We start from the raw sequence: 13,329 nt of genomic DNA, 5'->3' as shown, positions 1-13,329 counted from the left end.
AAAAGCGCTAGATTTTATCAAATTAGCGCTCATTTCACAATTATAGTTAATTCAGCCTGTGTGTTTTTAGCTGCTTAGTAAAGTTTAAAGTGGCAGTGCCGTGCTTCGTTTAACACACGTCATGGTCACATTAGAATGAACCTCTTGTACATATTCTAAGCTAAGCAAGTTATCGCGTACAAAGTGCTCATAACCTTCTATGCCTTGAGAAATAATACGCAACATAAAGTCCATAGTGCCAGCCATGGTGTAACATTCAGTCACTTCATCATAGCTAAGTATTAATTTTTCAAACTCAGCTAAATTCTTTTTACCATGGTTTGATAAACGTACATGGGCGTAAACCAACATATCAAAGCCCAGCTTTTTTTCATCAAGCAATGCGACTTTACTTTTGATGTAGCCATCTTGTTCTAATTTAGCAATACGACGCCAACAAGGAGACTGAGAAAGTCCGACTTTGTCTGCAATCTCAGCAGTTGATAAACTTGCATCTTGTTGTAAAAGTGCCAATATTTGGCGATCTACGTGATTTAGAGACATTTTATTTCTTATTTATCTAATAAATTGGTTAAATTATACAGCCTTTTTAAAAAGCAGTCTGCTTATTTTTAACAAATATGCACATCAACCAAACTGGCCACTTACAAATGGGTTAGTAGCCTGTTCATGAGCAACATGGGTGTTGTCACCATGGCCACTTAAAATTGCAGTGTTCGATGGTAATGTCATGATATGTTGCATTATAGAGTCGATTAGCTGCTTGCTGTCGCCTTTAGGAAAGTCGGTACGCCCTATTGAACCTTTGAAAATAACATCCCCGACGATAACCGTATTCTGTGCTTGTTGATAAAACACAACATGCCCTGGCGTATGCCCTGGGCAATGAAGTACTTTAAATTCAAGCTGCCCAATCTTGATACTATCACCATGGACTAACCATTCATCAGGATAGAAGGAGTTGATCGGTTTAAAGCCAAACATAGTGGCTTGCATCGGTAAATTGTCGAACCAAAAACGTTCATCCTCATGAGGCCCAATCATCTTTACCTTGTGTTGCTCGCGTAAATTATGCGCAGCGCCTACATGATCTAAATGCCCATGGGTTAACCAAATCGCTGCTAATGATAAATTATGCTGCTTAAGTGATGCATTAATTTTTTCAGCATCACCGCCAGGGTCGACCACGACAGCTTGCTGGGTTTGTTCACATACTATAATGCGGCAATTTTGCATAAACGGGGTTACGGGAATAGTGATTATTTTCATCTTATATTTCTTTATCTTTTTGTGCTGGAATAACTATATTCTCTTGGTATGACATTAAAACTGGGTATTTCAAATAAGCTTGATCATAAAATGGGCTATGCTCATATAACCAATTTAAACGTGCTTCAGCGTTCTTAGCAAAGTCTTTATCCTGGTTTACTTTTTTATCAAATTCTTGGGCTAACTTGGGGTCATCAGCAAGCATTTTTTCAGCAAACGGTATCAAAGCATAATTTTCCATATATTCAGTGCGCTGAAAAATAGTATTAAACTCCCCCCAAGCAAAAAATGAATCTGGTGCTTCAGGATGTAGCAAGTGGACAGCTAACTCTCCTGCCTTTTGCTGCGTACTCACTTCAAACCAACCATCTAAATCCACATTTGTAGCTGGTACATAATCAAAACTAGCCGACACTCTAAAACGCCCTTCAAATGGCGCTTTATCAAAACTATATTGCGCTACTTTTGCCATTTTTAATGGCTGAGTGTTGGCACCACTGAGCTTATTAACTGACACCCCATGCAGGGCTAATTTCTCAATTATATCGGTGTAAACAGGTGGAATAAAAAATGATTTTGGTACTTCAACCGTGTGCTGCACCTCTTTTTGCCAAAAAATAGACAGCTTGTCATAATCCTGTTTTTTACCCAAATAGCTTACTTCTTGTTGATTTGACAATGGGCTCAGGCTTTTAGAATAAGCAATACCTTTAAACGCGATATGATCAGGCTGCTCAGAATAACCACGCTTAACAATTAATTGCTTAGGAACAAATTCTTGTTCTTTTTTTACTGCATTAGCGAGTTTATCTTTATGCGCTGATAATGCTTCAATAGCACCATCTATAAACACATAAGTCCCTAACACGCGTTGTTTGTATGGCTTTAAAGAATGGTTTTCAACTAAAATGGTAGGCAATGACTTTAAATCACCCCACCCGTTTGAAAACCGCGGTGTGGCAACCCAACCGGCCAGCCCTGATTTAAATTCTTGTTTATCCATAACAAACACTAAAGGGCCCGGAGTATGGCCTTGCTCAGTGAGGGTTTGATCAATCATTGGTTTAAAATAACGGTTAAGCGCATCTGAAATGGCAGGCGACTCGCTAGCAAATACTGGGTTATAGCCATAGGTTACATCGTATTGGTAATCAGCCCCATCAGTCACGTGTACGTCAATATACAAATTCGGATTATAATCATTAATTACTTGAAGGACGCTTTTAACCTCTGGCGTATCAAGCTTAGTGTAATCACGATTTAAATTAAGATTATTTGCGTTTGTTCTAAAACCCATTTTTACAGGGCCACGCTGATTAATACGATTAAACGCACTACTACGCTCGTGACCATCAACGTTTAATATTGGGATAAATAAAATGTTTACCTTTTTTAATATATCGCGTCGTTTACCCGTAGCAATATCTCTAAGCAGCATAAACATCGCATCTTTACCATCAATCTCACCAGCGTGAATACCAGCCTGAATAAGCACGGTTGGTTTGGTGCTATTGGCCATTTGCCCCGCATTAAAAAAACCTTGTTCGCTGGCAATCAACATTTTTATTGCTCGTTTACTATTACTATAGCCAATCGTTTTTGATTTAAATTGAGTGGGATTCGCCGCCACTAATCTATCAACAAATGCCATGGTATTAGCATAATTGGGAGACGAGACTCCTGCAGAAATTTCAAAGTCTGTGGTTAAGGGTCCCTGTTGTTGCAATAGTGAGGTACTACTACCTTCCCATGGTAATAATGGCGGTAAATGATTGCTATTTGCCATACTTGCAGATAAAACCAATAAACTTATAAACATATACTTCTCTAACAAACCCATTAATTAAGAAAAATTATAGCAATTAAACTTTTCTAGTTGCCAAAACTGCGGTGGTTCAACAAAAAAATACAGCCAACGGCATTTTTAGTTGCAGCCCAGCCACGCTATCAACATCTACTGAATAAAAAGGGCTAATAAGTACCTAAAAAAACGAACACACAACGGTAATAAATAAAGGAAAAAGCCTACAAGCGCATAAAAAAGATAATAAATTACAGGCACAAAAAAAGGAGCCATGGGCTCCTTTTCATTACTTATACAAAAACTTAAGCTGCCGCTAGGCCTTCTTTTGCTTTTGCTACAAGCGCTGCGAATGCAACTTGGTCGTAAACAGCGATATCTGCAAGGATCTTACGATCGATTTCTACAGATGTCTTTTTAAGACCATTGATAAAACGGCTGTAAGACAGACCATTTTGACGTGAAGCAGCATTGATACGTGCAATCCATAGTTGACGGAAAGTACGTTTCTTAGCACGGCGGTCACGGTAAGCGTATTGACCCGCTTTAGTAACAGCCTGGAAAGCTACGCGGTAAACACGTGAACGTGCTCCGTAGTAACCTTTCGCTTGTTTTAAAACTTTTTTGTGACGTGCACGTGCGACAACGCCGCGTTTAACTCTTGCCATTTCTAAAAACCCCTATTAAGCGAATGGTAACATACGTGAAACTAGACCATGGTCATTTTTATGAACCATCATCTTAGGACGTAGGTGTAACTTACGCTTAGAAGTTTTCTTAGTCAGAATGTGACGAAGATGCGCTTGTTTACGCTTGAAACCGCCAGAAGCAGTCTTTTTGAAACGCTTAGCTGCGCCTCTGTGACTTTTTAGCTTGTAAGCCATTGCAATAACTCCAATTGTATTGCTTTAAATTTAGTAAGAAGGCGTGAGATATATTGCTATAGCTCCACTTTAAAGGCCTAACTTACTGCTATGTTCCGGTGAAAACCCGATATAAATACCGCAATTTTACTTTAAAACCGGTTAACTCAGGTGGACATTTTCACATCACTTGCAAACCTGAGCTAAATTCGGTGCGTATTATCGCCTAATTATTACTTTTTAGCAACCGGTGCCATCATCATAACCATTTGACGACCTTCAACACGATTTGGGAAAGACTCAACAACTGCTAACTCTTCTAAATCGATTTTAATACGGTTTAATAATTCGATACCAATTTCTTGGTGAGCCATTTCACGACCACGGAAGCGGATAGTTATCTTAGCTTTATCGCCAGCTTCTAAGAACTTACGTAAGTTGCGCAGCTTAACCTGATAATCGCCTTCATCCGTTCCCGGACGGAATTTGATTTCTTTAATCTGGATTTGCTTTTGCTTCTTCTTCTGCTCTTTTAGTTCTTTGCTTTTTTCAAAGATGAACTTACCGTAGTCCATAACCTTACAAACAGGCGGCTCAGCGTTTGGACTGATCTCTACAAGATCAACACCCGCTGCATCAGCCATAGCTTGCGCGTCTTTTAATGACTGAATTCCAGCTTGTTCGCCGTCGATGTCGATTAAACGAACTTCTAGCGCTGTAATTTCTTCGTTAATACGATTTTTTTGAGCTGTTTGTTGCCCTTTCTTGCCGCCTCTAATGGTACGTTCCTCCAAGAATATCAATAATATAAGCGTGTAGTTGGCTGTTTGTGATTGCCCTACACGCTCGATTTTTACTGTCGATTTTTGATTTCTTCACTGATTTTAGCGATAAAATCATCGACATTAAATTTGCCTAGGTCTTCACCTGTGCGAGTTCGTACTGCTACTTCTTGTTGTTCAACTTCTTTATCGCCAACAACCAGTAAGTAAGGAATACGCTTAAGTGTATGTTCTCGGATTTTAAAGCCAATCTTCTCATTTCTCAAGTCAGCAGCGGCTCTAATTCCAAGTTTATTTAATTTTTGTACAATTTCCTGCACATAAGGTGCTTGTTTATCGGTGATATTCATAATCACCACTTGCTTAGGCGCAAGCCACGTTGGGAATAAACCAGCGTACTCTTCTGTTAAGATACCGATAAAGCGCTCAATAGACCCTAAAATAGCGCGGTGTATCATGACAGGTGTGCGACGTTCGTTATTTTCAGCTACATAAGTAGCGCCCAAACGACCCGGTAATGCAAAATCTAGTTGCACTGTACCACACTGCCACGCTCTGTCTAAGCAATCGTACAAAGTAAATTCAATTTTAGGGCCATAAAACGCCCCTTCACCTGGTAAATAATCAAATTCAATGTCATTTGCTTTAAGTGCGTCAGCAAGTGCAAGCTCTGCTTTGTCCCACATTTCATCTTCGCCAATACGTTGCTCTGGGCGAGTTGAAAGTTTAACAACAATTTTTTCGAAACCAAATGTTTCATAGGTATCGTAAACCATTTTAATACAGGCCGATACTTCATCCATGATTTGCTCTTCTGTACAAAATACATGCGCATCATCTTGGGTAAAGCCGCGTACACGCATTAAGCCATGAAGCGCGCCTGATGGTTCATTACGGTGACAACAACCAAACTCTGCCATACGCAGTGGTAAGTCACGGTACGATTTTAAACCTTGGTTGAAAATTTGTACGTGGCCTGGGCAATTCATTGGTTTAATTGCGTATTCACGCTTTTCAGATTCAGTGGTAAACATTGCCTCTGAATATTTTTCCCAATGCCCTGATTTTTCCCACAAAGAGCGATCCATCATCATTGGACCTTTCACTTCTTCGTATTGGTACTCACGTAATTTTTCACGCACAAAATCTTCTAGCTCGCGGTAAATGCTCCAACCATCGTTGTGCCAAAATACCATACCAGGCGCTTCTTCTTGCCAGTGCCATAAATCGAGTGCTTTACCGATACGACGGTGATCGCGCTTCTCAGCCTCTTCTAAACGCTTTAAATACGCTTTAAGTTGCTTTTTATCGCCCCATGCTGTGCCGTAAATACGCTGTAGCATTTTGTTTTCAGAATCACCGCGCCAGTATGCGCCGGCCACTTTCATAATTTTGAAGTTTTGACAAAACTTCATGTTTGGCACATGAGGACCACGACACATATCGATGTATTCTTCGTGATGATATAAACCTGGACGGTCATCTTGTGCGATATTTTCGTCTAGTATTTCAATTTTGTATGTTTCGCCACGCGCTGCAAAAGTGTCGCGCGCTTCTTGCCAGCTAACGGTTTTTTTCACTACGTCGTAGTTTGTTTTTGCAAGCTGTAGCATACGTTTTTCAATGGCATCAAGATCATCTTGAGATAACGAATGTTCCATATCAATATCGTAGTAAAAACCGTTATCAATTGTTGGACCAATCGCCATTTTTGCATCAGGGAAAAGTTGTTTAACAGCATGACCAATTAAGTGCGCACACGAGTGGCGAATAATCTCTAGACCATCGTCGTCTTTTGCGGTAATGATCTCAAGACGAGAATCGTCACTAATTAAATCACACGCATCTACGCGTTCGCCATTAACACGACCCGCAATGGTGGCTTTAGCAAGACCTGGGCCTATATCGTTTGCTACATCAAGTGTGCTTACAGGGTTTTCAAAACTACGCTGACTACCGTCAGGAAGAGTAATAACTGGCATTATAAATCCTTACATACAGTGGTGACACCTACAATGTATCACGTGTATTTTTAATTAATTAAATGAGAATGACTCGACAACGCTTTTACGAATAAGCATTGACTATTTTTCGCCAAAAATGGCTAATGTAGATGCTGAGTCTGCTCAACTACAAGAGAGTTATTGTCGCGTGCTGCAGCATTAATTACAAGTTTTAAGCTATTAAAAACCACCCAATTTTACAATAAAAGTGCAATTAATAACGTTTAATAGGAGTCTGTTGGCTTTCTATATTAGGATTTGTTCAACCTAGGGGCGATTTAGTTAAAGCCCGGGAGCTATCACCTGGCGCTAAGTAAAAAATTGAGCAACGCTCACACCTATTTAAAGTAAACAAACCATAGCGCTGTCTTGGCTAAAAAAAGGAGGGCTGCACATTTAGCCGCAAAGATAAACAGACCTTGTTACATCAAAATGACGAATGGACGTTAAGCGCTAACAAAAACACCACTGTAAGTGCTTAAACTCGCATTTTAATGCGTGTTGCGTATAATAACGGGTAATTAAGTTATAGTAGAGATTAGCAATGAGAACATGTGGTGTAGAAATTACCGGTAGTGATGTACTACTTTGTATTTTAAGTAAAGATAATGACGTTTTTGATATTCGTGATGTGCGCCAAACACGCTTTACCTTAGGTAACGGTAACGACACTGAAGTAATGCGTAAGTTTCAGTTTGATTTTGCCAAGTTAATGCAAGATTACCAAATTGATTCGGTTGCCATTCGCGAACGCCAACCTAAAGGTAAGTTTGCTGGCAGCGCTAAAGGATTCAAAATGGAAACCGCTATTCAGTTAATCGATAATCTCGATGTACGCGTGTTTTCAACCACCGAAATAAAAGAACAAGTAAAACGTAATCCGATACCTATCGCGTTTGAAGACACCGGTCTTAAAAAGTATCAAGAAAATGCATTTGTTAATGCTTACGTTTACATCATGAAAAAAACGTATCGCAGCGACGAAATGTAAATTAATTACATCCTTATAAAAACGCGTATTCGCTAGAGAGTACGCGTTTTTTTGTCTTTAAATTCTACATAAAAACAGTAATACCAACTCGCTTAACTAAGTGATCTAATTTGAGGGAGGAAAATCGTGTCGATATCAAAGCAAAAATTTCGTTAGTTAGTTGTTCTAAATGAGAAATTTTTAACACAGCTAGCGTCTGATTTGCCCCCTCAAAATGATTTAGTATTATTGCCGATTGGTATAATACATTAGTCTAACCCTCTTCCTTTTGTCGACAATTCGTGTTTATTTAAACAGCAGGCCTCTCAAAAATAAAAACATGGAGTATGTCATGAAAGCGACACAAAAAGTGATAAAAGAAGTAGAGCAAATAAACACTATACCGCTATCAAGCAGTTATTTTAAAGGAATTCAGAGCACACCATTAGTAGAACAAACCATAGGCGATTACTTTGACACCATTGTCGACAATAACCCAGACGCTCTGGCCGTAGTCGTTGCCCATCAAAATATACGTTTAAGCTATAAGCAATTTCAACAGCAGATTAATCAACTTGCTATGGGGTTACTGGCTTTAGGGGTAAAACCTGGTGAACGGGTCGGTATTTGGTCACCGAACAATATACAGTGGTGCTTAACACAATTTGCCACCGCTAAAATAGGTGCCATTATGGTATGCATTAACCCAGCGTATCGTCCCAGTGAACTGCAATATGCACTAAACAGTGTGGAGTGTTCTACGCTTATTACCGCCACTGAATTTAAAGGCAGCCACTATATTAATATGCTGCAAAGTTTAGCACCTGAGCTTAGCCGTTGTAACAAAGGTGAGTTAACCGCAGCCAAATTACCCACGTTAAAAAATGTAATTTGTATTGGTGATGAACCCGTCGATGGGATGTTCTCATTTAATGAGGTTATGAGCATGCCCACCGATGCACATAAATTAGAACTTCAAGCGGTGGCTAAAACCCTCGATTGCAATCAAGATATCAATATTAAATTTACCTCTGGCACCACCGGGAACCCTAAAGGTGCAACACTAACACATAAAAATATATTGAATAATGCGCTTTTAGTCGCACAAGCTATGCACTTTACTGAGCGCGATAAGCTCTGTATTCCTGTTCCGCTATATCACTGCTTTGGCATGGTATTAGGCAGTTTATTGTGTGTCAGTAAAGGGGCCGCTGCAATTTATCCAAGTGATTCTTTTGATCCAAAAACCACATTAGAGGTGGTACAACAAGAAAAATGCACCGGCCTTCATGGTGTACCCACTATGTTTATAAGCGAGTTAGAGCTTAATAACTTTAACGAGTATGACTTAAGTACACTGCGAACGGGTGTTATGGCAGGCTCAACTTGTCCTGAACAGGTGATGCGTAAAGTACAAACACTCATGAATATGAATCAGGTGGTAATTGCCTATGGGCAAACAGAATGCAGCCCAATTAATAACATTACCGAAACCGACTCTTCTATTGAGCGTCAAGTCACTACGGTTGGCCGAGCACTTGCACACACCGAAGTAAAAATTATTGATGAGGTTGGTGACATTCAAAAAATCGGGCAGCCTGGTGAAGTATGTAGCCGTGGGGCCGGCATTATGCGTTGCTACTGGAATGATGAAGAGAAAACCAAAGCCACTATCGACAATGACGGCTGGCTGCACTCGGGCGATTTAGGGGTAATGGACAGTGAGGGCTTTGTCAGCATTGTTGGCAGAATTAAAGACATGATTATTCGTGGTGGTGAAAACATTTATCCGCGTGAAATTGAAGAAGTGCTTTACACCTATCCGGGTATACAAGACGCCGCTATTTTTGGCATTAGTGATGAAAAATTTGGCGAAGAAGTCTGTGCTTGGATCCAGCCTAAAGAAGGTGAAGTGCTTGATGAGCAAGCAATTCGTCTGTTTTTAAAGGATAAACTCGCCTACTTTAAACAACCTAAATACATTCGCTTTGTTGAAAATTACCCGATGACGGTAACCGGCAAATTGCAAAAATTTAAAATGCGTGAACAAATGCAAGAAGAGCTCGCCGAGTCTGCATTTTCGTAATCCGATTCAATGCGAAGCACTATCAGCTTAGTGCTTTGCATTGTCTTACTCAATTTCAGGTTGTTTAGGGTCAACAAAATCGGTAATACTGATATTTCGTCCTGCATTTTTAGCTTTATAAACCCCTACATCAGCTGTTGCTAACAATGATTTTATTGAAGGTCTGTATGTCGTGTATTGATCAATTGCAATACCGGCAGAGACAGTAATACGGTTAAAAGGTGAATATTGGTGTGCAATGGGGTCGTCTGCGAAGCACTTAGGTAAGTCACTTAACCAATCTAGCTCATTCGCTTGCAATGTTTTTACCAATATGAATTCTTCACCACCAAAACGCACCACAATATCAGCGTCACAATGCTTTAATCGGTTTGCTACTGCTATTAGTACGTTATCTCCCTCTAAGTGGCCGTAGTTATCGTTATATTTTTTAAAATAGTCGACATCAATCATGGCTAACCCTAAATATTGTGATGGCGCTAACTTGTTAATTAATGCTTTACAGCGCCGATCAAAACTATGCCGATTATGCATACCTGTTAACTGATCGGTGTTGGCTTTTTCCGTTTCAAATAACTCCGCTTTATATTGCTTTCTTAATAAGGTATCTAGTTGATATTGCACAATAGCCAATACAATCACCATGCTAAAATAAAAATAAAGTGTCCATACAATCGAAGTAGAAGAAAAAAGCTCAATAAATATCAAGGCAATTCCGATTATTGACCATAAAACCAGTTTATGTCCTAAGTGCAGCATCGGTATGGCTATAAATGCAGCCGCTACAAGCATAGGCCCTCCCTCTTTCAACTCACCGTAACGCTGAACATATACCCAGAAGAAATAACTAAATAAAAAACAAAATAAAACCGCATAAATAAAAAAGCGCGAATGTAAGTACTCTGAACTTAGTGTTTTATTTATAATAATCAGAACTATCGATAGCAATACCATAACTACACGTAAAATTGTTATGGTTGAATTAGCAGGCTCTTGTTGATTAAACCAAGCCATAAAAATAAAAGACAATAAAAAAAGTGTTACAAGGTAGAGTGATGCATCAGCAAGGCGCATTGAGCTTTTATTAAGTTGATTTTGGAAGTCGTGCTCTGTCGCACTTGAAAAATAAAAAATTGCGGGAATAAGTCGCACCTGCACTCTCCTTAATAAGCTCACTGATCCTTATCCACACTATAGTTTATTGTTATTAATTAGCGAGTTAAATTTACCTTATTAAATAATATTATACATTATTTTTGCTATATCCTGAACAATTCTTATTCAGGATATAACGAATAAAAGTAGAGAGTTAATTAAATAGCCGAGGCGCTACTATACAACGCCTTGTTCAATCATTGCATCTGCTACACGTCTAAAACCAGCGATGTTAGCGCCTAGTAATAGATTACCGGGCTGATCAAATTCTTTTGCGGTATCGCTTGCTGTTGTGAAAATATCTTTCATTATTTGCTTGAGCTTTTCATCAACTTCTTCAAACGTCCAGCTTTGCATACTGGCATTTTGCGCCATTTCTAGTTGGCTGGTTGCCACCCCACCGGCATTTGCCGCTTTACCCGGGCCATAAGCTATTTTTGCTTCAATAAAGCAATCGATCGCTTCTTTGGTTGAGGGCATATTGGCTCCTTCACATACTAATTTACAGCCATTATCAAGTAGCGCTTTTGCATCCGCTTCGGTCAATTCATTTTGCGTGGCGCAAGGGAATGCCGCATCCGCACTGTAGCGCCATACCGTATGACCATCCTCTGGGTAGTCATCGCGAGGCGTATACTTGGCTTGTGAATGACTATCTAAATAGTCACTTAAACACCCTCTTGATTGCTCTTTGAGCTGTTTTATCAGCTTTAAATCAATACCATTCTCATCGTATAAAGTGCCTTTAGAGTCACTACAGGTAATTGGCGTTGCATTAAGTTGATATAACTTTTCCATGGCATAGATAGCCACATTACCAGAGCCTGAAATTAAACAGCGCTTACCCGATAAGCTATCGTTACGCTCTTCAAGCATATTATTAGCAAAATAGGCAGCGCCATAGCCTGTAGCCTCTTTACGGGCAAGCGATCCACCCCAAAGTAAACTCTTACCCGTTAGCACCCCTTCATAACGCCCTGTTAAGCGTTTGTATTGACCAAACATATAGCCAATCTCTCTGGCACCTACGCCAATATCGCCGGCAGGTACATCGGTAGTCGGGCCAATATGGCGGTATAGCTCGTTCATAAAGGATTGGCAAAAACGCATAATTTCGCCATCAGAGCGTCCTTTAGGATCAAAGTTCGCACCGCCTTTTCCCCCACCAATTGGTAAGCCCGTTAGTGCATTTTTAAAAATTTGTTCAAAGCCTAAAAACTTTATAATGCTGGCATTTACACTCGGGTGAAAACGTAAGCCGCCTTTGTAAGGCCCTAACGCCGAATTAAATTCAATACGGTAGCCTTTATTCACTTGAATATTGCCCTCATCGTCAACCCAAGGCACACGAAACATTAGTTGGCGCTCTGGCTCTACCATTCTTTGAATAATTGCTTGTTGTTGGTAATGACCTGTTTGCGCAAATACAGGTTCAAGTGAGTCAAGCACTTCTTCCACTGCTTGATAAAACTCACATTGCGCAGGGCTCGTTTGTTTTAACTGCGCAATGGTTGTGTGTATATAATTCATATTTATTCTTCCATGTAGGTATTTTTTAATTTGAAATAGGAAAAATGATCAATGCTATTGTTAGTGAAGAAATTAATTATCCGATCATTATTTTCACACTTTAACATCATAGATAAACTGGATGCACGTGTTTGATGTTGAATTAAATTGTTGTTTCTTTTGTATAAAAACTCATTAAAAAAGAATTTATATGCTAAAAATACCCATTTGAATGAATAACACGTTAAAAGTATTAAAAAAATAGTAAAACAAAATACGACTCTACATTTTTACGAGAGCGACAAAATAAACTGCTTTATGAGACTGAAGTTGTAGAAGGATAGACTGATAATTGAGTAAATGTGGAGAGGTCAAAATGGAGGTCGTATTCAACCTCCATAAAATGCATTAAGCTTTTTCGCCATCTGGGCGAAAAGTACGCTGTACACCGGTTAAAAATAAACGCAATATTTGATCGTTACACACACGGTAATGCTTGTTTTTAACTTTACGTGAAAATGCGCTTAGCTCATGTTTACTTAAATCAAAATCAACCAACGCCAAGGTCGCGATCACGTCTTCTGCTTTCATATTTAAAGCAATACGTAGCTTCATAAAAATAATATTGTTGTTCAATTTACTTTCAGGCTCTGGCTGCTCACCTTCACGCTTGCCACGCTTGGTATTTATAAAACCATTTAAAAATACCGCAAATTCAGTGTCACTTATTGGGGTATACCCAGGCTCGCCCTCTTTAGTTAACCATGCAATCACCTGCTCAGTGCTTACGCTCTGCGCTGCTGCGGCGAAAACATCAACCATAGCTGAATCAGTTAAATCACAGGTGTAGCGAATACGGCGTAAAATATCGTTATTTGTCAAAGTAAATCC

Annotated in this window: 12 protein-coding genes; 2 read left to right on the top strand and 10 right to left on the bottom strand. The window is 39.5% G+C overall.

Annotated features, from left to right (window positions below; genetic code table 11):
- Nucleotides 1-84: 84 nt before the first annotated feature.
- The 7 genes from ABZP26_RS07785 to thrS form a co-directional block, all read right to left on the bottom strand.
- A complete protein-coding gene (locus ABZP26_RS07785; RefSeq protein ID WP_008110469.1) occupies nt 85-543 on the bottom strand; it encodes an Lrp/AsnC family transcriptional regulator in 459 nt (152 codons plus the stop codon).
- An 84-nt stretch (nt 544-627) separates the two neighbouring features.
- Complete coding sequence (locus ABZP26_RS07780) at nt 628-1,269, bottom strand: MBL fold metallo-hydrolase (protein ID WP_128583582.1); 642 nt, start codon at nt 1,267-1,269, stop codon at nt 628-630.
- Nucleotide 1,270: 1 nt separating this feature from the next.
- On the bottom strand, nt 1,271-3,088 hold the full coding sequence (locus ABZP26_RS07775; RefSeq protein WP_368485581.1) for a M14 family metallopeptidase: 1,818 nt from the start codon (nt 3,086-3,088) through the stop codon (nt 1,271-1,273).
- 287 nt (nt 3,089-3,375) lie between these two features.
- Nucleotides 3,376-3,738, bottom strand: coding sequence for a 50S ribosomal protein L20 (gene rplT / locus ABZP26_RS07770; RefSeq protein WP_008110477.1), 363 nt, complete (start codon nt 3,736-3,738; stop codon nt 3,376-3,378).
- Nucleotides 3,739-3,753: 15 nt separating this feature from the next.
- Nucleotides 3,754-3,954, bottom strand: a complete 201-nt coding sequence (gene rpmI / locus ABZP26_RS07765) for a 50S ribosomal protein L35 (protein ID WP_004587840.1) — start codon at nt 3,952-3,954, stop codon at nt 3,754-3,756.
- A gap of 212 nt (nt 3,955-4,166) precedes the next feature.
- Nucleotides 4,167-4,727: a translation initiation factor IF-3 gene (gene infC, locus ABZP26_RS07760; protein ID WP_368485580.1), complete on the bottom strand. Its 561-nt coding sequence runs from the start codon at nt 4,725-4,727 to the stop codon at nt 4,167-4,169.
- Nucleotides 4,728-4,786: 59 nt separating this feature from the next.
- Nucleotides 4,787-6,697 carry a threonine--tRNA ligase gene (gene thrS / locus ABZP26_RS07755; RefSeq protein WP_024601037.1) on the bottom strand — a complete coding sequence of 637 codons (1,911 nt, stop codon included), beginning with the start codon at nt 6,695-6,697 and terminating at the stop codon, nt 4,787-4,789.
- A 565-nt stretch (nt 6,698-7,262) separates the two neighbouring features.
- Here thrS and ABZP26_RS07750 point away from each other — a divergent pair.
- Both ABZP26_RS07750 and ABZP26_RS07745 read left to right on the top strand, forming a co-directional pair.
- The gene (locus tag ABZP26_RS07750; RefSeq protein ID WP_008110482.1) at nt 7,263-7,709 is read left to right on the top strand and encodes a DUF3010 family protein; all 447 of its coding nucleotides are present in this window, start codon (nt 7,263-7,265) and stop codon (nt 7,707-7,709) included.
- Between the two features lie 331 nt (nt 7,710-8,040).
- On the top strand, nt 8,041-9,774 hold the full coding sequence (locus ABZP26_RS07745; protein ID WP_368485579.1) for an AMP-binding protein: 1,734 nt from the start codon (nt 8,041-8,043) through the stop codon (nt 9,772-9,774).
- A 45-nt stretch (nt 9,775-9,819) separates the two neighbouring features.
- On the opposite strand, the gene ABZP26_RS07740 is transcribed toward ABZP26_RS07745, so the two are convergent.
- From ABZP26_RS07740 to ABZP26_RS07730, 3 genes are all read right to left on the bottom strand, one after another.
- The gene (locus ABZP26_RS07740) at nt 9,820-10,926 is read right to left on the bottom strand and encodes a GGDEF domain-containing protein (protein ID WP_368485578.1); all 1,107 of its coding nucleotides are present in this window, start codon (nt 10,924-10,926) and stop codon (nt 9,820-9,822) included.
- A 180-nt stretch (nt 10,927-11,106) separates the two neighbouring features.
- The gene (gdhA, locus tag ABZP26_RS07735) at nt 11,107-12,459 is read right to left on the bottom strand and encodes an NADP-specific glutamate dehydrogenase (protein ID WP_368485577.1); all 1,353 of its coding nucleotides are present in this window, start codon (nt 12,457-12,459) and stop codon (nt 11,107-11,109) included.
- A gap of 387 nt (nt 12,460-12,846) precedes the next feature.
- Nucleotides 12,847-13,320 carry a DUF1456 family protein gene (locus ABZP26_RS07730; RefSeq protein ID WP_368485576.1) on the bottom strand — a complete coding sequence of 158 codons (474 nt, stop codon included), beginning with the start codon at nt 13,318-13,320 and terminating at the stop codon, nt 12,847-12,849.
- Between the last annotated feature and the right edge of the window lie 9 nt (nt 13,321-13,329).

Source organism: Pseudoalteromonas sp. SD03 (assembly GCF_040937955.1).
Taxonomy (GTDB): domain Bacteria; phylum Pseudomonadota; class Gammaproteobacteria; order Enterobacterales; family Alteromonadaceae; genus Pseudoalteromonas; species Pseudoalteromonas tetraodonis.
This window is presented reverse-complemented; position numbering and strand designations above follow the sequence as displayed.

Bases quoted from the DNA above. Each gene is read 5' to 3' on its own strand.
- rpmI (WP_004587840.1), bottom strand. From the start codon at position 3,954: ATGGCTTACAAGCTAAAAAGTCACAGAGGCGCAGCTAAGCGTTTCAAA.
- gdhA (WP_368485577.1), bottom strand. From the start codon at position 12,459: ATGAATTATATACACACAACCATTGCGCAGTTAAAACAAACGAGCCCT.
- ABZP26_RS07745 (WP_368485579.1), top strand. From the start codon at position 8,041: ATGAAAGCGACACAAAAAGTGATAAAAGAAGTAGAGCAAATAAACACT.
- ABZP26_RS07785 (WP_008110469.1), bottom strand. From the start codon at position 543: ATGTCTCTAAATCACGTAGATCGCCAAATATTGGCACTTTTACAACAA.
- ABZP26_RS07780 (WP_128583582.1), bottom strand. From the start codon at position 1,269: ATGAAAATAATCACTATTCCCGTAACCCCGTTTATGCAAAATTGCCGC.
- ABZP26_RS07775 (WP_368485581.1), bottom strand. From the start codon at position 3,088: ATGTTTATAAGTTTATTGGTTTTATCTGCAAGTATGGCAAATAGCAAT.
- ABZP26_RS07750 (WP_008110482.1), top strand. From the start codon at position 7,263: ATGAGAACATGTGGTGTAGAAATTACCGGTAGTGATGTACTACTTTGT.
- rplT (WP_008110477.1), bottom strand. From the start codon at position 3,738: ATGGCAAGAGTTAAACGCGGCGTTGTCGCACGTGCACGTCACAAAAAA.
- thrS (WP_024601037.1), bottom strand. From the start codon at position 6,697: ATGCCAGTTATTACTCTTCCTGACGGTAGTCAGCGTAGTTTTGAAAAC.